Consider the following 21,461-nt stretch of genomic DNA (forward strand, 5'->3'; position numbering starts at 1 on the left):
TGGGCGGTCCTGGCCGGACCGCCCACCCCGCCGTCGCGTCTGCTACCTGCCGTACACCTCGAGTTCGTAGAGCGAGTAGCCGTACTGGCTGCCCCGGGTGACGCCGACCAGCCGCAGGTACCGGGCCGTGGTCACCGGGAAGGCGGCGACGTCGGTGCCGCCGTCACCGACGGTGGTGGACCAGACGGTCCGCCAGGCGGTGCCGTCGTCGGAGACCTCGATCCGGTACGCCCGGCCGTAGGCCGCCTCCCAGTGCAGCACCGCCCGGCCGACCGGGCGGGCACCGCCCAGGTCGACGCGGAGCCACTGGTCGTCGGACCAGTCGCTGGCCCACCGGGTGCCCCGGTGGCCGTCGACCGCCCGGCCGACCGGGTTGCCCAGCTGGCTGCTGCTGGCGCTGACCGGCCGGCCGGCGGCCAGGTTGGTCACGTCGTCGCCCCGGCCGGCCGGGAAGGACACCACCTGCTGGTAGGTGGGGCGGTTCTGCCAGGCGATCAGCGCCTGGTTGATGCCACCCAGTGGGGAGTGCACGATCGCGTCGGCGCACCACTGGTCGCCGGCCGCGCAGTACGCGTCCCCCGGATAGGTGGTCGTCGCCGGTTCGGCCAGCGCCGCCCGCAGGCTGTCCAGCAGCACCTGCCGGCACGCCGCCGGTGACCCGCCGCCGCAGAAGGTGTCGCCCAGGCCGGCCGCGACCGGTTCGCCGAGGACGGCGCGCAGGTCCTTGTCGACGTAGCCCCACCAGCCGTACTGGAACGACGAGCCCTTGTGGGTCTGCGCCGAGTTGGCCGACGTGGGCAGTTGGGAGACGTCGCCGCGTTGCTGCCCGGACGGCGACTCGTTGATCATCAGAGCGTCGATCAGCGACCGGTAGAGCCCGTCGCCGAGTCCGGGCCGGAACTGTGCCCGGACCAGCAGCGGCCACCATGCGTCGAGCACCCGGATCGCCTCGGCGTGCCGGTAGACCTTGCTGCCGGCGGTGGTCTCCACCCGCAGCGCGCCGTCGGCGTGCCAGGCCCGTAGCGCCGCGATGGCGTCGGCCAGCGCCGAATCGGTGACCGGCTGGCTGTCGAGCACCCGCAGGATGGTGCCGAGCACCTCGGCGCCGCGCAGGTCGGTCAGTCCGGCCCGCTGCACCAGGGCGACCACGTCGGCGCGGTCGAGCGTGCGTCCGGCCGCCACGGCGGCCCGGACCGGTACGTCGAGCAGGTCGCCCCGGTGCACGGCACCGAAGCTGAAGTTGCCGTCGGCGGCACCGAAGTCCTTGGCCTGCTTGTTGTTCCAGCTGATGTAGTAGTCCTGGTCGATCGACTGCGGCTTCGACGACGCCGGGGCGTACCGGGCGGTGTTGGTGGCCGGGTCGTAGTCGAGCCATTCGTACGCCGGATCGGCCCGCATCGGCAGGTTCGGGTCGGCACCGGGGGCGCGGACCGGGTTGCGTCCGGAGGTGAACGTCGCGGACTCGGTCGAGTTGACGTAGAACCAGTTGAAGGCGAACTCGACGTTGTCGGCGGTGTCGATGAAGTCGGCCGCGGTGCCCATCACGGCCGGGTCGTTGAACATCTGGAACCCGATCGCCGAGTCGGCCTCGTGCCGGTAGGTGGACCGCAGCTGGGTGAAGGCGTGCGGCTGGCCGTCGACCAGCGCCCGCCAGCCGACCAGGCCGAGCCGGGTCCGCCAGGTGACCAGCCGGTACGACCCGGCCGGGGTGGGGTCGGCCACCGTGGGCGACCAGCGGTTGACGTGCGACAGCTCCTCCATCGCCAGGCACTGCCCCCGGTACCGGTAGTGGTTGCTGGCCAGCGTCGGGGCGGCACCGTCGGGGTTGCACAGCGGTACGGCGTACGTGTCGGTGATGTCGTGGATGGACGAGGTGGCGCTCCACGCGTAGTCGGCTCCCCGACCGAGCAGGACGTAGAGGTTGAGCCCGGCGAACGCGACACCCCGGGCGCTGATCCCCGGTCCCTGCAGCTCCTGGACCATCAGCAGTTGCGGGGCGAAGTAGCCGGTCTGCGGGCCGAAGACCGCGATCGGGTGTCCGGTGGCGGAGTGCTCGGCGCCGATCACGACCGCGTTGGACATGCCACGCGGGGCCGCGCCGATGGTGAGCCCGGCGAGGGCGGCGGCACCGGCGGTTGGCCCGTCGTCGGCCGCTGCCGCCGTCGGGACGGCCGAGCCGGTGGGGTCGGTGACCACCGGCTCGACCCGCGCGGTGCCGGCGTCGGGCAGCACCACACTGGTGGCGTCGGCCGGGCTGGCGCCGTACGGGAAGCTCTGCCCGTCGTGCAGGGTCAGCACCGTCTCCGGGTCGTTGGCGGCGCGGAACCCCTGCCATACCTGGTCACCGACGACCGGTCCGTAGCGGGCCTGGGCGGCCACCCGGACCAGCGCGGACTGCATCTCGGTGCCGCCTCCGCCGCCGAAGAGTCCGCCGATGACCCCGGCGATGGCGATCAGGTCGGTCAGCTGGAACGGCTTCGGCCCGCCGGCGTTGGTGATCGCGTCGAGGTGCCCGGTGAGGACGTACTCGCCGGGGCAGTTGCGGGCGGCCATGCAGTCGCGGATGTAGGCGTTGACGCCGGCCACGTAGGCGGTGACGTCCTGGTAGAGCAGCTCGCCCCGGTCGCCGCGCTGACGCAGCGCGGTGACCTGCGCGTCGAGGTCGGCCTGGGTGTACGGCGCGGTGCGCCACAGGCTCTGCTCCAGCTCCCGGTTACCCGGGGCGCCGCCGGCGAACGAGGTGAGAGTGCCGCGTCCGACGTGGCGCAGCAGGTCCATGGTGAACAGCCGGTCCTCGGCTCCGGCGTAGCCGGCACCGTACATGGTGCCGGCCCGGGTGGTCCCGGTGACGTGCGGTACGCCGGTGGCCCTGTCCCGTACGACGGTCACGTCGGCTCGGGGCTGGTAGCTGCGGGCGACCTGTCCGACGGGTACGCCGAAGGACGCGTCGGTGAAGAAGGTGTCGATCTGTTCGTCGGCCAGGCCGGCGTAGCCGTAGACCAGTCTGGCGTAGCGGTCGAGCTGGTCGCGGGCGTGCGGCGGGTAGGTGCCGAAGGCCTGGTGGCCGAGGATGTCGACGAGGGTGGCGTTGCCGTTCTGCCCGGGCGGCAGGATGTCGGCGCACTCGTCAAGGCAGTGGTCCACGGTGGTGGACGCGGTGGCGGGGGACTGGTCGAGGGTGGTCACCGGAGCTGGGGTGTCAGGTGGCGCGGCGGCCGTGGCCGGTACGGCGAGGGTCCCACCGCCGAGCGCGGCGGCGGTCAGGACGGCGACCACGGGTCTGGTGATTGCGGTGCGCAGGGGCATGTACGCCTCCATCGGTGGGCGGGGGTTGACCCCCGATGGCCAGAAGTGAAAAAAATTCAGTTACTGGATGGTAGCCAGGCGCCGTGCCGGTGCGGAAGATTTAGCTGGCTCGATTATTGTCGGGCATTTCCTGCCAGACTGAACAGAAGGGACAACCGATGCGCAGACCTCGACCGCTGGGGCGTCGCCGGACCATCGGCGGCCTCGTCGCGACACTCGCGATCACCGGCGGACTCGCCGCCGGACCGATGCCCGCCGCCGCGTCGGCCACCGCCACCGGCCCGACGGCGACCCCCGCCGACCCGGCGTCGGTCGCCGTGACCGCCGACCCGGCCGTCACGGGCACCGTCTCGGTGCTGACCTACAACGTCGCCGGCCTGCCGGCCTGGCTCTCCAGCGGCAACCCCGCCGTCAACACCCGACCGATCGGGCAGCGCATCGACGCCTACGACGTGGTCCACGTCCAGGAGGACTTCAACTACCACGCCGACCTGTACGCGGCCAACAACCATCCACACCGGACGCCCACGAGCGGCGGCGTGCCCTTCGGGGACGGCCTCAACACACTGTCGCACCATCCGTACTCCGACCTGACCCGGGTGCGCTGGAACACCTGCAACGGCACGGACTGCCTCACCCCGAAGGGCTTCACCCGCACCCGGATCCGACTGGCCGAGGGCGTCGGAATCGACTTCTACAACGCCCACCCCAACGCCGGCAGCACCGACGCCGACCTGGCCGCCCGCCGGGCCAACATCACCCAGCTGACCGAGTACATCCTGGCCAACTCAGCGGGCATCGCGGTGGTCGTCGCCGGTGACACCAACACCCGGTGGACCCGGGCCGGGGACAACATCCGCGACCTCGCCAGCGCCGCCGGGCTCACCGACGCCTGGGTCCAGGCCGAGCGTGGCGGTGTACCGCCGGCCGCCGGCAGCCCGGCCCTGGTCTGCGACCCGGCGCAGGTCACCTCCGCTTGCGAGGTGGTCGACAAGATCCTCTACCGGGGCAACCGGCTCATCGATCTGGACCTGGTGAGCTACGCCAACGACAACGCCGCGTTCCTCGACCCCGCCGGCCGGCCGCTGTCGGACCACTACCCGATCGCCGCCACCCTGCGCTGGAGTCTCGCCGCCGACCTGCGGATGAGCGACGACTGGGGCGGCCCGCACGGCACCCCGTTCACCGACGTGGACCAGGTCCGCCCCGGCGGCCAGGTCGGCCGGATCGCCGTACGCGGTGGAGCCAGGCTGGACCAGGTGTCGCTGACCCTGTCCGACGGGCCGACCCTTACCCACGGTGGTGCCGGCGGGAACCTGACCAGCCTGGACCTGGCCCCGGGGGAGTACCTCACCCAGGCGACCCTGACCCGGGGCCAGCGCGACGGCCGGACCCGGGTCTTCTCCGCGCGGTTCGTCACCAACCTGGGCCGGGTGCTGGCCGCCGGTACGCCGACCAGCGACACGGTCACCTACGTCGCCCCGGCCGGCTGGCAGATCGGCGGCTTCCACGGCCGCGCCGGCACCGAGGTCGACCGGCTCGGGATGATCTGGACCCCGGCACCGGCGTCCCGTTAGTGGACCAGACTGACCAGGGCCCGCTTGAGGTAGCCGTCGTGCCGGTTGTCCACCCAGCCGACCGCACTGATCGGCCGCCCCTGTTTGCGGGCCTCGTCGCAGTAGTCCAGCACGTCCGACGCGGGCTGGTAGTCGGTGACTGCCAGCGCCGCGTTGGCGCGTAGCCGGTACGCGGCGTCCTCGGCGTCCCGTACGGCGATCCGCCCGTCGTCGTCGCGGCGCGCCGCCACCGTGATCTGCCAGCCGAACAACTGCACCAGCACGATGCCGGGAAGAGCGTCGGCGGGGATGCTCACCTCGGCGTTCGCCCGGGCCAGCGCCTCGGCGACCTCCCGCTGGTAGGTACCCGCCCAGGCAGCCTGAGCCTGCTGCGGACGCATGACCGACAGCAGTTCGTTCTGCTGGTCGGTGGAGAGCGCGGTGAGCAGTGCGGCCATTGTCGGCTGCGGCAACCGGTCGGCGACCGCGCGGACCTGTTCGGCGGGGAGCCGGCTCAGCACCGCCACCGCTTCTGCGGTCGGCAGGCTGCGCGCGTAGTCGCCCAGCTGCTCGGTGCTCAGCAGCCTCATCAACTTGGCCCGCAGGTCGTCGCTGGCGGCGGGGAGGAGCCGGATCAGGTCGGACGTCGTCAGTTCCGCGACCGCGACCGGGATCCGGTCGGCGGGCATCGCCGCCAGCAACCCGACGGCCTGTCGCGGTGAGGTACTGCGAACCATCGCGATGAGCTGGGTTATGGGCATCATCCCACCGGGCAGCATGAGTGTCGTCTCCAGGGAGTCAGGTAATCGTTACGCGCGCCTGATGTGCCTAACATCCCTGGCCAGCACGTCGCATCAACCCGTCGGCGGAGTTGTGCGGCGTTCGGCCAGGTTTCGGTGGTCTCGCCCGGCGGCGTCGCGAGCGTCGCTTCGCTAACCTGCCGGGAATGATCCCCCGGCTGCCCCGCCTGTCCCACCCGTTCACCCGGCAGGGTGTCACGGTCGGCGTGGTGCTGGTGCTCTGGGCCGCGGTGACCGCAGGGGTCGCCGGACTGTTCCTCGGCAACCGGCAACCGCCGGAGGTGGCCGCGCGGACCGCCGCCGCGACCTTCGTCAGCCGCCTCGACCAGGCCGCTCCGGCGGCGGCCTACGACCTGCTCTGCGCGCCGGTCCGGGCGCGGCTCGCCCGGACCGACTTCACCCGGTGGACCCGGGGACTGCAGATCGCCGACCACTGGGTGGGTGCGGCACGACCGGGCCCGGACCCGACCTCGGCGGTGGCGGGGTCCGGCTGACCGGGCCGTCCGGCACCGCGCGGGTGGTGGAGTTCACCGTGGTGGCCGAGCGGGGCACCTGGCGGGTCTGTTCCGGCCCGTGGTGACCGGGCCGGGACACCGGTCGGACCGGGCCGGGACACCGCGTCGCGTCGGAGTCGGCCGGGTCGGCGGGCAGGCCACCGCGTGCCGACGGTAATCGGCTGGGAGCCGTGGCCGGCGCACCGGTAGTATGGGCCCGTGCTGCTCTGCGAAGGCTGAACCGCCCCGCGCCGACGGTCGACGACCTGTCGGCGCTTTGTCATGTCCGCGAGTCAGCCCTCGACATCAGGAGCGAGTCACCGATGATCACCGCAACCGGCCTGGAACTCCGCGCGGGGTCGCGAATCCTGCTCTCCGACACCACGCTGCGGGTGCAGCCCGGCGACCGGATCGGTCTGGTCGGCCGCAACGGCGCGGGCAAGACCACCACGCTCAAGGTCCTGGCGGGCGAGGGACTGCCGTACGCGGGGCAGATCGAGCGGCGCAGCGCCGTCGGCTACCTGCCGCAGGATCCGCGTACCGGCGACCTGAACGTGACCGCCCGCGACCGGGTCCTGTCGGCCCGGGGGTTGGACACCCTGATGTCGCAGATGGCCGAGCTGGAGGCCCGGCTGGCCGAGGGGGGCACCGACGAGCGGCTGGTCCGCCGGTACGGCACCCTCGAGGATCAGTTCGCGTCGCTCGGCGGGTACGCGGCCGAAGCCGAGGCGGCCCGGATCTGCGCGAACCTCGGGCTGCCCGACCGGGTCCTCGGGCAGACGATCGGCACTCTCTCCGGCGGTCAGCGGCGGCGGATCGAGCTGGCCCGGATCCTGTTCCGGGACGCGGCGGAGAACGGCGGGGGCATTCTGCTGCTCGACGAGCCGACCAACCATCTCGACGCCGACTCGATCAGCTGGCTGCGGGGCTTCCTCGGCGGGCACAAGGGCGGGCTGGTGGTGATCAGCCACGACGTGGATCTGCTGGACGCCGTCGTCAACAAGGTGTGGTTCCTCGACGCCACCCGCTCGGTGGTCGATCTGTACAACGTCGGCTGGACGGCGTACCAGCAGCAGCGGGAGACCGACGAACGGCGCCGCCGCCGGGAGCGCGCCAACGCGGAGAAGAAGGCCGGGGCGCTGATCGCCCAGGCGGACAAGATGCGGGCCAAGGCGACGAAGACGGTGGCCGCGCAGAACATGGCCCGGCGCGCCGAGAAGCTGCTGGCCGGCCTCGAGGACGAACGGGTCGCGGACAAGGTGGCCAAGGTCCGCTTCCCGAGCCCGGCGCCGTGCGGCAAGACGCCGCTGACGGCCGCAGGGCTGTCGAAGTCGTACGGCTCGTTGGAGATCTTCTCCGGGGTCGACGTGGCGGTCGACCGGGGGTCGCGGGTGGCGATCCTCGGGCTCAACGGCGCGGGCAAGACGACTCTGCTGCGGATTCTCGGGGGCCTGCTGGAGCCGGATTCCGGTGCGGTGCACCCCGGGCACGGGCTGCGGCTGGGCTACTACGCGCAGGAACACGAGACCCTGGACGTCGACCGGTCGGTGCTCGACCACATGCGCAGTGCGGCCGTGGAGCAGTCCGATACCGACCTGCGAAAGATTCTCGGCGCGTTCCTGTTCAGCGGTGAGGACGTGAACAAGCCGGCTAGAGTGCTCTCGGGTGGGGAGAAGACCCGGCTCGCCCTGGCGACGCTGGTCTGTTCCGGTGCGAACGTATTGCTGCTCGACGAACCGACGAACAACCTGGATCCGGTCAGCCGTGAACAGGTTCTGGACGCCATCGCCCGGTATCCCGGTGCCATCGTGCTCGTCACCCACGACCCGGGTGCGGTGTCGGCGCTCAAGCCTGACCGGGCGATTCTGTTGCCCGACGGCGACGAGGACACCTGGAGCGACGACCTGCTCGAACTCGTGGAACTTGCATGAACGGGCGGCTCTCGTCGCCCTCCTGTTGTATCGGTGAACGTCATTATCAGATAGCGCGAATTGTATGAACACGGCTGGTGTGGCGGCTGCCACCGGAACAACCGGGGCCGCCGGCGGGGATTCTCTCAGGGTGCCGTATCGGGTAACTGACACGGTCGTGCGTGTCGGTTGGCGAACAGTTGATATCTGGCGCATGATCGTTGGAGGCGGTCTAATAGGTGGGACCGCATCGAACCACACAGTCTGGGACGTGAGGAATCAACATGGCAGCCACCGGCACAGCCGCCACCACCGAGAAGGGTCGCCGGATCGTCGGAGCCGAGCGTCAGACCCTGGCCAAGGATCTCGTCAAGCGCTACACCTCCGGGGAGAGCATCCGCGCCCTGGCGGCCTCCACCGGCCGTTCCTACGGCTTCGTCCACCGGGTGCTCACCGAATCCGGCGTGCAACTGCGTCAGCGTGGCGGCGCTCGGCGTCGCAAGAAGGGATGACCGCACCTGCGTGTCGCGTCCTCCGTCACGACGGTCAGAGCCCCCGTTGACCGTGACCGACGGCGTACGCCTCGACTACGACGGGCCGGTTGCGACGGTGACGTTGGACCGGCCCGACGTGCTCAACGCCCAGACGCCCCACATGTGGCGTGCGCTGCGTGACATCGGCCGGGAGTTGCGCGGCGACACACGGGTGGTGGTGGTCCGTGGCGCGGGCCGGGCCTTCTCCGCCGGCCTCGACCGGCGAGCGATCGAGCAGCTCCGAACCGCGCTGGTCGACCTTCCCGCAGACCGGGCGGCCGAGCAGATCGCCGGCTTCCAGGAGGCCTTCACCTGGCTGGGGCGACCCGACCTGATCAGCGTGGCCGCGGTGCACGGCCCGGCGGTCGGCGCGGGATTTCAGCTCGCGCTCGCCTGCGACCTGCGGATCGTCACCGAGGAGGCCCGACTGCGGATGGCCGAGGTGACCCTCGGGCTGGTGCCCGACCTGGGCGGGACCCGTCGGCTCGTCGAAACGGTCGGCTACGCCCGTGCGGTGGAGATCTGTGTGACCGGCCGGTGGGTCGACGCCGCCGAGGCGCGGCGGCTCGGGCTGGCAAACCTGGTGGTGCCCGGCGCCGAACTGTCCGCAGCGGTGGCGGACCTGGCGGCCGCCGTACTCGCCGGTCCACGTGACGCCGTGGTCGAGATCAAGGCACTGCTCGCCGGGGCGACCGACCGTAGCCCGGCGGACCAGCTACGCGCCGAGCGCGACGCCCAGGTCCGCCGGCTCCAGGACCTGGCCGGCACTGGCGAATGACTCAACGACTCCCAGCGGTGGCCGGTCCGACCGGTAAGGTCCAATAGGGGAATACGGTAGTTACCTGCGATCGTTGTCGGAGGCATCGGGGACACTGGTGTCCTTGAGTCGGTTCGACCCGACCGGGGACACGTCCGCGACAGGGGCGACACGGAAGGTGGGGGTGGCCGGTTTCGATGGCTGGTGGTGGCGGTGGGATGGGCGGTCCGGGCGGCATGGGGGTCAGTTGGAGCATGCTGCGCGCGATGCGCGACGGTGACCAGGTGCGTGCCCACCGGGTCAGCCGGGGCACCACCCGACGCATCGTCGCCTTCGCCGGCCCGTACCGCCGGGACATCGTCGTCTTCCTGGTCACCGTGGTGCTGGCCGCCGGCATCGGGGTCGCCACCCCGGTCCTGGCCGGCAGCGTGGTCAACGCGATCACCGCCGGCGGGGCCGATGCCGGCACGACCGTGGTGCGCCTGGCGTTGTTCATCGCCGGGCTCGCCGTCGCCGACGCCCTGCTCTCCCTCGCCCAACGCTGGTACGCCGCCCGTATCGGGGAGGGCATCATCCTCGACCTGCGTACCCGGGTCTACGACCACGTCCAGCGGATGCCGGTGCAGTTCTTCACCCGCACCCAGACCGGCGCCCTGGTCAGCCGGCTGAACAACGACGTGATCGGTGCCCAGCGGGCCTTCACCTCCACCCTGTCCGGTGTGGTCAGCAACGTCATCCAGTTGGTGCTCACCGCCGCCGTGATGTTCACCCTCTCCTGGCAGATCACCGCCCTGTCGCTGGTGCTGCTGCCGATCTTCATCGTGCCGGCCCGCCGGGTCGGCCGCCGGTTGGCCGAGATCACCCGCGAGTCGTACGACCTCGACGCCAAGATGAACGCCACGATGACCGAGCGGTTCGGGGTCGCCGGGGCGCTGCTGGTCAAGCTCTTCGGCCAGCCCGACGTGGAAGCCAGACGGTTCGCAGAGCGGGCCGACCGGGTCCGCCAGATCGGTATCCAGTCCGCGATGTACTCTCGGACCTTCTTCGTGGCGATGCTCCTCGTCGCCTCCCTGGCCCAGGCCCTCACCTACGGCCTCGGCGGATGGCTGGCCGTCACCGGGGCGGTCAGCGCCGGCACCGTCGTGACCCTCGCCCTGCTGCTGACCCGGCTGTACGGCCCGCTCACCGCCCTGTCCAACGTCCGGGTCGACGTGATGAGCGCGCTGGTCTCCTTCGACCGGGTGTTCGAGGTGCTCGACCTCGCCCCGTCGATCAGCGAACGCCCCGACGCCGTCGCGGTGCCGCCCGGCGCCGGCCGGTTGGAGTTTCGCGACGTCCGGTTCCGTTACCCGAGCGCGGCCGAGGTGTCGCTCGCCTCGCTGGAGGACGTCGCGACGCTGGACCGTACCAACGCCGAACCGGTGCTGCGCGGGCTGTCGTTCACCGCCGAGCCGGGCCAGCTCGTCGCGCTGGTCGGGCCCTCCGGCGCAGGCAAGAGCACCACCGCGATGCTGGTGCCCCGGGTCTACGACGTCACCGACGGCCAGGTCCTGGTCGGCGGGGTGGACGTACGGGACGCGACCCTCGCCTCGCTGCGGGACACCATCGGCGTGGTCACCCAGGACTCCCACCTGTTCCACGAGACGATCGCCGAGAACCTGCGGTACGCCCGACCGGAGGCCACCGACGACGAACTCTGGGCGGCGTTGCGTGGCGCCCAGGTCGACGAGCTGGTCCGTGCCCTGCCGGACGGACTGGACACCGTCGTCGGCGAGCGCGGGTACCGCTTCTCCGGCGGCGAGAAGCAGCGCATCGCGATCGCCAGGCTGCTGCTCAAGGCACCGTCGATCGTCATCCTCGACGAGGCCACCGCCCACCTGGACTCCGAATCCGAGGCGGCCGTGCAGCGGGCGCTGTCCGTGGCGTTGACCGGCCGGACGGCGTTGGTGATCGCCCACCGGCTCTCCACGGTCCGCGACGCGGACCAGATCCTGGTGCTCGACGAGGGCCGGATCGTGGAGCGGGGCCGGCACACCGAGCTGATCGGTGCCGGCGGGCTCTACGCCGAGCTCTACCGCACCCAGTTCGCCGTCGCCGATTCACCGACGCCGTACACCGACGACACCGGCCCGGATCCGGTCTCGCTCGCCGGGGCGCGGCGCTTCCCGATCGATGCCGAACCGGGCGGCTGACTAGGCTGTCGGGATGCAACCCGAGGCACTCGCGGCGGCCCTGCGTGACTTCGCCGACCGGATCGCGCGCTGCGACCCTGGCCCGTCGGACGGGGTTCCGCCCGAGGTGCCGGTCGAGGTGCGGGTCGGCGCAGCCGACCCCGTCCGGTTGACCGGCTCCGCCGCCGAGGCACTGGTCGCCGCCCTGCGCGCCTATCACGACCCCCGCGACCGGGGCCGCTGCGACCAGTGCGGTGGACGCCGGCTCGACGAGGCGCTGCAGTGCCTCGACTGTGGTCAGCCCGGTGGGTTGTTCGGTCAGCTGGTCCGGGAACGCCTGCAGCGACACCACGGGTGAGCCGCCGGTCGTGGCTCACCCGCCGGTGACCGCGCGCCGCAGCTCGCCGAACGCGGCCGCCAGGTCGTCCAGTTGATAGTGGGCGTTGAGTCCGCTCGGATTCGGCAGCACCCACAGCTGGGCGCCGGCCACCGTCTCGGCCTGCCGGCCGATCACCGCCCGGGTGCGGCCGAACCCGGCGCGGTACGCGGTCACCCCGACCACCGCGATCCACCGGGGCCGCAGCTGCTCGACCAGCCGGGCCAGCCGCTGCGCGCCGGCGACGAACTCGTCGGGGCGCAGCTCGTCGGCGCGGGCGGTGGCCCGGGGCACCACGTTGGTCAGCCCGAGGCCGAGGGCGGGCAGGAGCCGGTCCTCGGTCGGGTGCAGTTGCCGGCCGGTGAACCCGGACCGGTGCAGCGCCGGCCAGAACCGGTTACCGGGCCGGGCGAAGTGGTGCCCGACCGCTGCCGAGTACAGGCTGGGGTTGATGCCGCTGAACAGCACGTCGAGATCCGGGCCGACGACGTCGGGCAGCAGCCGTCCGGCACCGCCGGCCGCGATCCGCGCGATCACGGGTACGGCAGCGCGCCACCGTCGACCGGGATGGTCAGCCCGGTCAGGTAGCTGGCCGCCGGGGACAGCACGAACGCGGCGACCCGGCCGAACTCCGCCGGGTCGCCGAGCCGGCCGAGGGGGATCGCGGCCTGCGCGTCGGCGCGGGCCTGCTGCGGATCCGGGGCGGCGGCGAAGAGCTCCGCGTTGCGGTCGGTCATGATCCGGCCGGGCAGCAGACTGACCACCCGTACGCCGCGTCGGGCGTACCGGTCGGCGAGTTCCTTGCCGACGGCGGCGAGCCCGGGGCGCAGCCCGTTGGAGACGCCCAGCCCCGGCACCGGCATCCGGACCGAGGTCGACAGCACCAGCGCCACCGCGCCGCCGGCCGGCAGCGCGTCGGCGACGGTCCGCACCATCCGTACGGTGCCGAGGAAGACGGTCTCGAAGGCGTCCCGCCACTGCTGGTCGTCGACGGTACCGGCGTCGCCGGCCGTCGGCCCGCCGACCGAGACCAGAGCACCGTCCAGCCGCCCGAAGCGGTCGGTCGCGGCATCCACCAGCCGCTGGGCGTCCTCGGGTGCCGCCAGGTCCGACGGGACCGCGACGGCGTGCTCCGGGCCGCCGAGCCGCCGCACCGCAGCCGCCAGCCGGTCGGGGTCACGTGCCCCGAGGACCACCCGGGCACCGTCGGCGACCAGACAGGCGGCGGTGGCGAACCCGAGCCCTCGGGACGCGCCGGTCAACACGTACACCCGTTCGGTGAGGCCCAGATCCATGACGGCGATCCTGCTACACACCGTCGGCATCGCCGTCGGCGGCCCTACCGTGCGGCGCGTCGCCGACGCAGCAGCCGTACCCGACGGGCGACCTGAACCACGACGCCGTCCGGCGTGCGGCGCAGCGCCGGCCACCGCCGCAGTCGGGGCCCGGACCGGCCGTCGTAGCGCCAGCGGACCTCGGCGACGGCGAGTTCCGCCCGGGCGGTCGCCGGAAGCTGTCCGGTCTCGGCCAGCTCGCGGGCCAGGTCCCAGCCGTCGCGCCAGCCGCCGACCGGCGTCCTGGCCCGCGCCCAGCTGACGAATACGGCGGGCCACCGGTCGGCGAGCGCACGGACCAGGCCCGGCCAGTGCCGGGCCAGCTCCCCGGCCCGCTTGTGCAGCAATGCCCGGCGGGCCGCCGCGAGCCGGTGCCGGTCGAAGCCGGCCGGGTCGGCCGCGCCCGTCACGAGTGCGGCGACCAGTGCCCGCTGGGCAGCGGCCAGCTCGCCGGCGCCGACGGTCGGGGGCAGCGAGTGGCTCACGTGACCGGCTCCAGCCCGGCCGCCACCGCGATAGCGTCCAGCTCGGCATGCAGCTGGGCCGCTGGTGGATAGTGGCCGTCGCGTTCCAGCAGCACCGCCGGGGGGCGGCGGCGGGCGGACAGGTCGGCGAGCAGCCCCAGCACCTCGGCGGGGACCGCGTCGGTGTGCGTGTCGTGGTAGATCCCGTCGTGGTCGACGGCACCGCCGGCCACGTGCAGGTAGGCGATCCGCTCCAGCGGCATCCGCTCCAGTACGGCGACCGGATCCTGCCCCCGGTTGCGGGCGTTGGCGTACACGTTGGCGACGTCGAGCAGCAGCAGCGCGTCACAGCGCTCGAGGATCTCGGTGACGAAGTCCGGCTCGTCGAACTCGTCGTCGGGCCAGTCGAAGAGCGCGGCGATCGGTTCGAGGGCCAGCGGCACCGGCAGGTCCGCGCGGGCGCGGGCCACGTTCGCCACCACCGCGTCGAGGGCGGCCCGGGTCCGTGGCAACGGCAGCAGATGACCGGCCTCGACGCCGCCGGCCCGGACGAACGCGATGTGCTCGCTGACCAGCGGGGCGTCCAGCAGCTGCGCGACCCGGGCCAGCCGGGTGACCCGGGCCGCCTCGACCGGCTCGGCGCCACCGAGGGAGAGCCGTACACCGTGCGCGACGACCGCCACGCCACGTGCGCGCAGCGCGGCCAGCTGCGGGTCGAGCGGCCGGTCCGGGTCGACCGACTCGGCGATCACCTCGGTGAACCGCAGCCCGGGCAGCGCCGCCACGACGCCAGCGATCTCGGTATGCCAGCCGATGCCGACGCCGTACGGACCGGTCATCCGCCGCACCCGCCGCAGCCGCCACCGTCGCCCCCACCACCGTCGCCACTGCCGCCGCCGTCGCCCCCACCGGAGTTGGTGGCGTTGCGCTCGATCTCGGCGGTCTGGGCGAAGTCCGGATCCATCGCCCACAGCGCTACCGCCCCGAACAGTGCGACCCCCATCGCGGCATCGGCCGCGCCGTAGGTGGCGTACGAAGGCCGGTTGCTGGGCGCGAGGTGCCGGTGCCGGCGGGCCAACTCCGCCAGGGCCCGCCGGCCGGCGGCGGTGACCGTGGGGACCTTGACGGTCAGGAAGAGTCCGATCGGGACGGTGAGGGCCAACAGCAGCATCAGGTAGCCGATCGGGCGGCCGGTCGACATTCCGGCGATCAGCCGCAGCACGCCGACGCCCGTCAGCGCCAGCATTGCGGCACCCAACCAACGGGCGGTGGTGCGGCGGGCCGGTGGGACCAGCAGATCCCGATCGGTCAGCCGGTCGTGCAGCCGGTCCAGGCTCTGCCGTACCCAGATGTTGTCCGGCAGGTCGCGGACCCGGCGCTGCTCGCGGGCGCAGCGGTGGACGGTCGCGGTGAGATCGTCGGCGCCGGCCGGGAGCGGCCCGGGGGCGCTCAGCCGACCGCCGGCAGCGACGTCGATCGCTCCGGCGGTCCGCAGGGCACCGAGCGCGGCCTGGACGGCCCGCGCGACGCCGCCGGCGAGGTAGGCGACCTCGGTGCCGGTGAGCTCGTCCGGCCGGGTCTGCTCCCGGCCGGCCAGCGCGAGCAGCCGGTAGGCCACGTTGACCACCAGCAGAATCGCTGCCGCGAATCCGAACAGGGCCAGGAAGGTGGGGCCGGGGATGCCCCAGGTGTCGCCGGACGTCATCACGCCTCCGAGGTTTGCGAGCGGTCCGTGTCCACGCGGCACCTCCGGGGTCTTGTCGGGCCGCGTGAATTCAGTGTGGGGCAGCCGCGCCAGTCACCGGAGCGCCTCAGCGCCGGGGCCGGCGGACCGCCTCTTCGACCAGGTCCAGCACGGCACCCAGGTCGCCGGCGGGTCGGCCCATCGCCAGTTGCAGCACCAGCCCGTCGTAGGCCAGCTCCAGGAACCGGGCCAGCACGTCGATCGGTACGTCGTCGCGCAGCACTCCGGCGTCGCGTTGCCGCCGCAGCCGGTCCCGGGTGGCCTCGGCGATCGCCGCCGACCGGGCCGTCCACCGGCGGGCGAAGTCGGGGTCGGTACGCAACCGTCGGGACACCTCCAGCTGGCTGCCCAGCCAGCCGGCGGTGTCCGGCGCGGTGGAGCGGTGCAGCAGATCCCGCATGACCTGGACGAGGCCGTTGCGGGCCACCGTCTCGACCATGGCGGCGGCGTCGTCCTCGGCGACGGCGAGGAACAGCGAGTCCTTGTCCCGGAAGTGGTGGAAGATGGCTCCCCGGGACAGGCCGGTCGCTTCCTCCAGCCGCCGCACGGTCGCGCCTTCGTACCCGTGTCGGGCGAAGCAGACCCGCGCCGCTGCGAGGATCTCCTGGCGGCGGGCGTCGAGTTGGACCTGGCTCACCCGGGGCATGATGTGATCGTGTCAGGTGGGCCGACCTGGTGCAATCCGTACGTACGGCTTGTTAAGTCTGCGGTTTAACACAGCAGGACTGTTCCGCGATACACGCTGTCGCGTAAGGTGCGCCCGTGCCACTCCTGCTCCTGGATCTGGACAACACCCTGCTCGACCGGGCAGGGGCGTTCCGCGTGTGGGGTCAGGAGTTCCTGAACTCGATCAGCGCCCCGTACGACGACATCGACTGGCTGATCTCCGTCGACGCCGACGGGTTGACCGACCGCTGGGACCTCGCCGACGCCATCCGCGACCGTTACCAGCTGCGGATGTCGGTGGTCGACCTGGTGGAGGAACTGCACGACGGGGTGGTGGCGCACAGCCGCCTCGATCCCTTGGTCGCCTGCTCGCTGCGCATCGCCAAGGACGCCGGGTGGGTCCCGGTGGTGGTCACCAACGGTGCGGTCCGCCAGCAGGAGGCGAAGATCCGCCGTACCGGGCTCGACCGTTACGTGGCGGACTGGGTGATCTCCGAGGCGGCCGGGGTCAGCAAGCCGAACCCGAGGATCTTCGCGCTGGCCGCGCAGAGCGTCCGGATGCGGCTGCGTGGAGCCTGGATGGTCGGCGACAGCCCCGAGGCTGACATCGGCGGTGCCGCAGCCACCGGGCTGCCCAGCGTCTGGCTGCACCGGGGCCGCAGCTGGCTCGACGACAGGTACGCCCCGACCCGTCAGGCGTCCGGCGTCATCCCGGCCGTCGCCGCCGTACTCGCCGGCTGAGAAGGTCGGCCGGCCGCTGCGGTCACTGCAGGTAGCTCTCCACCTCGCCGGTCGGGCGGGGCTGGACCGCGTCGGGGTCACCCCCGGACTCGCGGGCGGCCCGACGCCGCCGCAACAGGTCCCAGCACTGGTCGAGCGCCTCCTCCAGCGCGCCCAACCGGGCGTGCTCCTCGTCGGCGGACAGCTGCCCGGCGCTGTACCGGGTGCGCAGCTCGTGCTCCTCGTCGACCAGTTGGCGGATCCGGTCCAGCAGCGTCCTGTCGTCCATGCCCCGAGCTTGGCACATCACGACGGTGGGCGGTGACCGGAACCCCGGTCACCGCCCACCGTCACCGCGTCGTCGGCTCAGCTGGCGAGCATCTTGCGCAGCACGTACTGCAGGATGCCGCCGTGCCGGTAGTAGTCGGCCTCGCCCGGGGTGTCGATGCGGACCACGGCGTCGAACTCGACCCCGGTGTCGGTCCGCACCGTGACGGTACGCGGCGTGGTGCCGTCGTTGAGGGCGTCGACGCCGACGATGTCGATCGTCTCGGTCCCGGTGAGCCCGAGCGACGCCGCGTCCTGCCCGGCCGGGTACTGCAGCGGCAGCACCCCCATGCCGATCAGGTTGGAGCGGTGGATCCGCTCGTAGGACTCGGCGATGACCGCCCGCACGCCGAGCAGCATGGTGCCCTTGGCCGCCCAGTCCCGCGACGAACCGGATCCGTACTCCTTGCCGGCCAGCACCACCAGCGGTATGCCGGCCTGCGCGTACGCCACCGAGGCGTCGTAGATGCTGGTCTGCTCACCGGTCAGATGGTTCACGGTGAACCCGCCCTCCACGCCCGGCACCAACTGGTTGCGCAACCGGATGTTGGCGAAGGTGCCACGGATCATCACCTCGTGGTTGCCGCGCCGCGACCCGTAGGAGTTGAACTCGTGCCGGGGCACCCCGTGCTCGGTGAGGTACCGGCCGGCGGGGGAGTCGGGCTTGATCGCCCCGGCCGGCGAGATGTGGTCGGTGGTCACCGAGTCGCCGAGCCTGGCCAGCACCCGCGCGCCGGCGATGTCGGTCACCGGCTGCGGCGTCGGCGCCATGCCCTCGAAGTACGGGGGCTTACGGACGTAGGTGGACTCGTCGGCCCAGGTGAAGGTGTCCCCGGTCGGGGTGGGCAGCGACTGCCACCGTTCGTCACCGGCGAACACGTCGGCGTACGCGGCACCGAAGCCGGCCGCGCCGATCGCGCCGGCGCGGACCTGCTCGATCTCGGCGTTGCTGGGCCAGATGTCGCGCAGGAACACCGGCTGGCCGTCGGACCCGGTGCCCAGCGGCTCGTTGGCCAGGTCGATGTCCATCGTGCCGGCCAGGGCGTACGCCACGACCAGCGGCGGCGAGGCCAGGTAGTTCATCTTGACGTCCGGGTTGATCCGGCCCTCGAAGTTGCGGTTGCCGGAGAGCACCGACACCACCGTCAGGTCGTGCTCGTTGACGGCGGCGGAGATCTCCTCGGGCAGCGGGCCGGAGTTGCCGATGCAGGTGGTGCAGCCGTAGCCGACCAGGTGGAAGCCGAGCTTCTCCAGGTACGGGGTGAGCCCGGCCCGCTCGTAGTAGTCCATGACGACCTTGGAGCCCGGCGCCAGGGTGGTCTTCACCCACGGCTTGCGGGTCAGGCCGCGGTCGACGGCGTTGCGGGCCAGCAGCGCGGCGCCGAGCATCACCTGCGGGTTGGAGGTGTTGGTGCAGGAGGTGATCGCGGCGATCACGACCGCGCCGTGGTCGAGCTCGAACGAGGTGCCGTCGGCACCGGTGACCGTGACGGGCCTGCTGGCCCGTCCGCCGGCACCCAGCGAGGCGCTGATCAGCTCGTGCGGCTTGTCGGCCGGGTCGTCGGCACCGTCGGCGGCCGGCGGGTCACTGGCCGGGAACGACTCGACGCTGGCCTCGTCGGCGGGTCCGGCCACGGCCGGCGTCGGGTCGGTGGAGACGTAGTCGGTCAGCGCGGACCGGAACATCGTCTTGGCGCTGCCCAGCGGCACCCGGTCCTGCGGGCGCTTCGGCCCGGCCAGGGACGGCTCGATCGTCGACAGGTCGAGCTCGAGACGCTCCGAGTAGTGCGGCTCGGCGGCCGGGTCGTGCCACAGGCCCTGCTCCTTGGCGTACGCCTCGACCAGGGCGACCTGGGCGTCGTCACGCCCGGTGAGTCGCAGGTAGCTGATGGTCTCGGCGTCGATCGGGAAGATCGCGACGGTGGAGCCGTACTCGGGGGACATGTTGCCGATGGTGGCCCGGTTGGCCAGCGGGACGGCGCTCACACCGGGGCCGTAGAACTCGACGAACTTGCCGACCACGCCGTGCTGGCGCAGCATCTCGGTGATGGTGAGCACCAGGTCGGTGGCGGTGGTGCCGGCGGGTGCCTCGCCGGAGAGCTTGAAACCGACGACCCGGGGGATCAGCATGCTGACCGGCTGGCCGAGCATGGCGGCCTCCGCCTCGATGCCGCCGACGCCCCAGCCGAGCACCCCGAGGCCGTTGACCATCGTGGTGTGCGAGTCGGTGCCGACGACGGTGTCCGGGTAGGCCTGCCCGTTGCGCTCCATGATCGTACGGGCCAGGTACTCGATGTTGACCTGGTGCACGATGCCGGTACCGGGCGGTACGACCTTGAACTCGTTGAACGCGGTCTGGCCCCAGCGCAGGAACTGGTAACGCTCCTTGTTGCGGCCGTACTCCAGCTCGACGTTGCGGGCGAACGCGTCCTCGCGGCCGAACAGGTCGGCGATGACCGAGTGGTCGATGACCAGCTCGGCCGGGGCGAGCGGGTTGACCTTGGTCGGGTCGCCGCCGAGGTCGCGGACGGCCTCCCGCATGGTGGCGAGGTCGACCACGCAGGGGACGCCGGTGAAGTCCTGCATCAGGACCCGGGCCGGGGTGAACTGGATCTCCACGCTCGGTTCGGCATCCGGGTCCCAGGACCCGAGTGCCCGGATCTGCTCGGCGGTGACGTTGGCCCCGTCCTCGGTGCGGAGCAGGTTCTCCAACAGGATCTTCAGGCTGTACGGCAGGTGTTCGTGACCCGCCACGGTGTTGATCTTGAAAATCTCGTAGCTCGCGTCGGCGACGCGCAGCTGGCTCTTCGCACCGAAGGTGTCGAGGCTCGCCACGTCGGACTCCTTACCGCTGGTCCCTGGTCGTCCTGGCAGTCTTTCGTACGGATTACCGCATCGTTCGGGTGAGGTAACACTTACCCCGACTGCGGATCGCATTAAAACCGTACGTCCGTCTTGCTAGCGGCGCAACCCCGGTGCCCGACCGGCCGCCGGTGGGGTTTGCCGCGCGAGGTTTCTGGGCAGATGAGGCCGGGTGGACACCTCGACCGATCTGGACGCGCTGACCGACTTCTTCGACCGGTACGGGGCGGCCGTGACCGCTGGCGACATTCCCGAGTTGGCCGCCTGCTTCGCGTCGCCGGCGATGGTGGTCGCCGACACCTACAGCTTTTCCTTCTCGTCCCCGGCCGCGGTGGCGTTGTCGTTCATCGGCGCGGCCGCCGACTACCAGGTGCGCCGGATCGTTGCCGCGCATGCCCGCTTCCGTGACGTTCGGCAGGTCAGCGCCGCCCTGATCGCCGTCGAGGCCGAGTGGGAGTACCTCGACGCCGAGGGTAGGTCGGTGCCGGGGCGGCGATTCCACTACCTGTTGCGGGTCGGTCGCGATGGGGTGTGTATCTGTACTGTTACCCCACTCGACTAACTAATGAGTAACTAGCCCTTTTGCGTGCCGGGTCAGGATCGCTACTCTTCCGCGGGACGCTGTCGCGCTAAGGGGGTCAACGTGGACGGCAGGCACGCCTCTCGAGTCGCGTGGACGCCGTCGAACGTGATCGCAATGGCACCGTGGGTAGTTGTCCTGAGTGGACTGGCCGTCATGATGGTCATTTTCCTGGTGGCTGCCGGATGTGTACCGATGCAGACGCGGGCGATCGGGGAGGCTCCGCCGCCGGTGGACGACCGGCCGGCTCCCGAACCTGAACCCAGGGTGCCCGTCTCGCCGCCCGCCGTGAACACCGGTGGCCAGTTGGTCGCCGTCGCGCCGCCGCCGTCCGGCGAGGCGATCCTCGCCCCCGCGCCCCCCTCTCCGACGCCTCCTGTGCCGCCCACACCGGACATGATGCCGTCGCCCACCGGTCCGGCGATGGCCACCGTGCTGCCACCCGGCGTCACGACCGCGCCGGCGCGGACCACCCCGCCGGCGCCGCCGGCCAATCCCGAGGTGATCGGCCAGTACCGGGTGCTGCAGCAGTTCGGCGACGCCTTCATCGCCGAGGTGCTGGTGGTGAACACCTCGCGGCGGGATCGTGACTGGACGGTCACGCTGCGGTTCCCGGGCAACGTCGGCCGGCTCTACGCCGCCTGGGTAGAGGGCGCGCCGCAGGCGACGCTGCGCCAGTCCGGCCGTGACTACATCTTCACCAGCGGTGTTCCGGTCGCCGGGAACTCCTCGGTGCCGCTGCGGTTCCACTTCGAGCGTCGCGGCCACGGATCAGAGCCGCAGCGGTGCGCCGTCAACGGCGCGGCCTGCCGACTGCGCTGACCCCACCAACGGCCTGCCGCACTCCACCCACCGCACCGG

At 72.0% G+C, this 21,461-nt stretch carries 20 protein-coding genes; 10 read left to right on the forward strand and 10 right to left on the reverse strand.

Going from position 1 to position 21,461, the window contains the following annotated elements:
* Nucleotides 1–42: 42 nt before the first annotated feature.
* Nucleotides 43–3,306 (reverse strand): penicillin acylase family protein, encoded by a 3,264-nt coding sequence (locus tag ACN28F_RS29060; RefSeq protein WP_289205632.1) that lies wholly within the window; start codon nt 3,304–3,306, stop codon nt 43–45.
* Nucleotides 3,307–3,464: 158 nt separating this feature from the next.
* On the opposite strand from ACN28F_RS29060, the gene ACN28F_RS29065 reads away from it, so the two are divergent.
* Nucleotides 3,465–4,883 (forward strand): jacalin-like lectin, encoded by a 1,419-nt coding sequence (locus ACN28F_RS29065; protein ID WP_289205633.1) that lies wholly within the window; start codon nt 3,465–3,467, stop codon nt 4,881–4,883.
* Here ACN28F_RS29065 and ACN28F_RS29070 read toward each other — a convergent pair.
* Complete coding sequence (locus ACN28F_RS29070) at nt 4,880–5,599, reverse strand: magnesium transporter MgtE N-terminal domain-containing protein (RefSeq protein ID WP_289205634.1); 720 nt, start codon at nt 5,597–5,599, stop codon at nt 4,880–4,882. The two genes, ACN28F_RS29065 and ACN28F_RS29070, sit on opposite strands and share 4 nt — an antisense overlap.
* Before the next feature lie 209 nt (nt 5,600–5,808).
* Here ACN28F_RS29070 and ACN28F_RS29075 point away from each other — a divergent pair, with 209 nt between their 5' ends.
* The 6 genes from ACN28F_RS29075 to ACN28F_RS29100 all read left to right on the forward strand — a co-directional run bounded on the left by ACN28F_RS29075 (nt 5,809) and on the right by ACN28F_RS29100 (nt 11,885).
* Complete coding sequence (locus tag ACN28F_RS29075) at nt 5,809–6,156, forward strand: hypothetical protein (RefSeq protein WP_289205635.1); 348 nt, start codon at nt 5,809–5,811, stop codon at nt 6,154–6,156.
* Between the two features lie 323 nt (nt 6,157–6,479).
* A complete protein-coding gene (locus ACN28F_RS29080; protein ID WP_421360686.1) occupies nt 6,480–8,087 on the forward strand; it encodes an ABC-F family ATP-binding cassette domain-containing protein in 1,608 nt (535 codons plus the stop codon).
* 263 nt (nt 8,088–8,350) lie between these two features.
* Nucleotides 8,351–8,578, forward strand: a complete 228-nt coding sequence (locus ACN28F_RS29085; RefSeq protein ID WP_123602399.1) for a helix-turn-helix domain-containing protein — start codon at nt 8,351–8,353, stop codon at nt 8,576–8,578.
* A gap of 46 nt (nt 8,579–8,624) precedes the next feature.
* A complete protein-coding gene (locus ACN28F_RS29090) occupies nt 8,625–9,377 on the forward strand; it encodes an enoyl-CoA hydratase/isomerase family protein (RefSeq protein ID WP_289205637.1) in 753 nt (250 codons plus the stop codon).
* A 176-nt stretch (nt 9,378–9,553) separates the two neighbouring features.
* Nucleotides 9,554–11,548 carry an ABC transporter ATP-binding protein gene (locus ACN28F_RS29095; RefSeq protein WP_421360688.1) on the forward strand — a complete coding sequence of 665 codons (1,995 nt, stop codon included), beginning with the start codon at nt 9,554–9,556 and terminating at the stop codon, nt 11,546–11,548.
* Nucleotides 11,549–11,561: 13 nt separating this feature from the next.
* Nucleotides 11,562–11,885 carry a hypothetical protein gene (locus ACN28F_RS29100; RefSeq protein ID WP_289205638.1) on the forward strand — a complete coding sequence of 108 codons (324 nt, stop codon included), beginning with the start codon at nt 11,562–11,564 and terminating at the stop codon, nt 11,883–11,885.
* Between the two features lie 15 nt (nt 11,886–11,900).
* Here the strand turns inward: ACN28F_RS29100 and mug are convergent, their stop codons facing one another.
* The 6 genes from mug to ACN28F_RS29130 form a co-directional block, all read right to left on the reverse strand.
* Nucleotides 11,901–12,440, reverse strand: coding sequence for a G/U mismatch-specific DNA glycosylase (mug, locus tag ACN28F_RS29105; protein ID WP_289205639.1), 540 nt, complete (start codon nt 12,438–12,440; stop codon nt 11,901–11,903).
* Entirely contained in the window at nt 12,437–13,198 is a 762-nt protein-coding gene (locus ACN28F_RS29110; RefSeq protein WP_289205640.1) for an SDR family oxidoreductase, read from the reverse strand. The genes mug and ACN28F_RS29110 overlap by 4 nt, the downstream gene beginning before the upstream one ends.
* A gap of 44 nt (nt 13,199–13,242) precedes the next feature.
* Complete coding sequence (locus ACN28F_RS29115) at nt 13,243–13,722, reverse strand: hypothetical protein (RefSeq protein WP_289205641.1); 480 nt, start codon at nt 13,720–13,722, stop codon at nt 13,243–13,245.
* On the reverse strand, nt 13,719–14,540 hold the full coding sequence (locus ACN28F_RS29120) for a DUF692 domain-containing protein (protein WP_289205642.1): 822 nt from the start codon (nt 14,538–14,540) through the stop codon (nt 13,719–13,721). Before ACN28F_RS29120 ends, ACN28F_RS29115 begins: the two co-directional genes overlap by 4 nt.
* Nucleotides 14,537–15,406, reverse strand: coding sequence for a TIGR04222 domain-containing membrane protein (locus ACN28F_RS29125; protein ID WP_289205643.1), 870 nt, complete (start codon nt 15,404–15,406; stop codon nt 14,537–14,539). The genes ACN28F_RS29120 and ACN28F_RS29125 overlap by 4 nt, the downstream gene beginning before the upstream one ends.
* Nucleotides 15,407–15,512: 106 nt before the next feature.
* Complete coding sequence (locus ACN28F_RS29130) at nt 15,513–16,091, reverse strand: TetR/AcrR family transcriptional regulator (protein WP_289205644.1); 579 nt, start codon at nt 16,089–16,091, stop codon at nt 15,513–15,515.
* Nucleotides 16,092–16,207: 116 nt separating this feature from the next.
* Between ACN28F_RS29130 and ACN28F_RS29135 the strand changes: the two genes are divergently transcribed.
* Nucleotides 16,208–16,852 carry an HAD family hydrolase gene (locus ACN28F_RS29135; protein WP_421360690.1) on the forward strand — a complete coding sequence of 215 codons (645 nt, stop codon included), beginning with the start codon at nt 16,208–16,210 and terminating at the stop codon, nt 16,850–16,852.
* A gap of 22 nt (nt 16,853–16,874) precedes the next feature.
* On the opposite strand, the gene ACN28F_RS29140 is transcribed toward ACN28F_RS29135, so the two are convergent.
* Both ACN28F_RS29140 and ACN28F_RS29145 read right to left on the reverse strand, forming a co-directional pair.
* Entirely contained in the window at nt 16,875–17,120 is a 246-nt protein-coding gene (locus ACN28F_RS29140) for a DUF2630 family protein (RefSeq protein ID WP_289205646.1), read from the reverse strand.
* Nucleotides 17,121–17,197: 77 nt separating this feature from the next.
* Nucleotides 17,198–19,993 (reverse strand): aconitate hydratase, encoded by a 2,796-nt coding sequence (locus ACN28F_RS29145; RefSeq protein WP_289205647.1) that lies wholly within the window; start codon nt 19,991–19,993, stop codon nt 17,198–17,200.
* 199 nt (nt 19,994–20,192) lie between these two features.
* On the opposite strand from ACN28F_RS29145, the gene ACN28F_RS29150 reads away from it, so the two are divergent.
* Nucleotides 20,193–20,582, forward strand: coding sequence for a hypothetical protein (locus tag ACN28F_RS29150; RefSeq protein ID WP_289205648.1), 390 nt, complete (start codon nt 20,193–20,195; stop codon nt 20,580–20,582).
* A 213-nt stretch (nt 20,583–20,795) separates the two neighbouring features.
* Complete coding sequence (locus tag ACN28F_RS29155; RefSeq protein ID WP_289205649.1) at nt 20,796–21,422, forward strand: cellulose binding domain-containing protein; 627 nt, start codon at nt 20,796–20,798, stop codon at nt 21,420–21,422.
* The last annotated feature ends 39 nt before the right edge of the window (nt 21,423–21,461 follow it).

The organism is Solwaraspora sp. WMMA2101 (genome assembly GCF_049179175.1).
Classification (GTDB): domain Bacteria; phylum Actinomycetota; class Actinomycetes; order Mycobacteriales; family Micromonosporaceae; genus Micromonospora_E.

What these genes read in the sequence shown, in the direction of transcription:
- ACN28F_RS29120 (WP_289205642.1), bottom strand. Translation starts at nt 14,540, where the DNA reads ATGACCGGTCCGTACGGCGTCGGCATCGGCTGGCATACCGAGATCGCT.
- ACN28F_RS29070 (WP_289205634.1), bottom strand. Translation starts at nt 5,599, where the DNA reads ATGGTTCGCAGTACCTCACCGCGACAGGCCGTCGGGTTGCTGGCGGCG.
- ACN28F_RS29065 (WP_289205633.1), top strand. Translation starts at nt 3,465, where the DNA reads ATGCGCAGACCTCGACCGCTGGGGCGTCGCCGGACCATCGGCGGCCTC.
- ACN28F_RS29075 (WP_289205635.1), top strand. Translation starts at nt 5,809, where the DNA reads ATGATCCCCCGGCTGCCCCGCCTGTCCCACCCGTTCACCCGGCAGGGT.
- ACN28F_RS29155 (WP_289205649.1), top strand. Translation starts at nt 20,796, where the DNA reads ATGCAGACGCGGGCGATCGGGGAGGCTCCGCCGCCGGTGGACGACCGG.
- ACN28F_RS29085 (WP_123602399.1), top strand. Translation starts at nt 8,351, where the DNA reads ATGGCAGCCACCGGCACAGCCGCCACCACCGAGAAGGGTCGCCGGATC.
- ACN28F_RS29130 (WP_289205644.1), bottom strand. Translation starts at nt 16,091, where the DNA reads ATGCCCCGGGTGAGCCAGGTCCAACTCGACGCCCGCCGCCAGGAGATC.
- ACN28F_RS29140 (WP_289205646.1), bottom strand. Translation starts at nt 17,120, where the DNA reads ATGGACGACAGGACGCTGCTGGACCGGATCCGCCAACTGGTCGACGAG.
- ACN28F_RS29110 (WP_289205640.1), bottom strand. Translation starts at nt 13,198, where the DNA reads ATGGATCTGGGCCTCACCGAACGGGTGTACGTGTTGACCGGCGCGTCC.
- ACN28F_RS29080 (WP_421360686.1), top strand. Translation starts at nt 6,480, where the DNA reads ATGATCACCGCAACCGGCCTGGAACTCCGCGCGGGGTCGCGAATCCTG.
- ACN28F_RS29125 (WP_289205643.1), bottom strand. Translation starts at nt 15,406, where the DNA reads ATGACGTCCGGCGACACCTGGGGCATCCCCGGCCCCACCTTCCTGGCC.
- ACN28F_RS29095 (WP_421360688.1), top strand. Translation starts at nt 9,554, where the DNA reads ATGGCTGGTGGTGGCGGTGGGATGGGCGGTCCGGGCGGCATGGGGGTC.
- ACN28F_RS29100 (WP_289205638.1), top strand. Translation starts at nt 11,562, where the DNA reads ATGCAACCCGAGGCACTCGCGGCGGCCCTGCGTGACTTCGCCGACCGG.
- ACN28F_RS29060 (WP_289205632.1), bottom strand. Translation starts at nt 3,306, where the DNA reads ATGCCCCTGCGCACCGCAATCACCAGACCCGTGGTCGCCGTCCTGACC.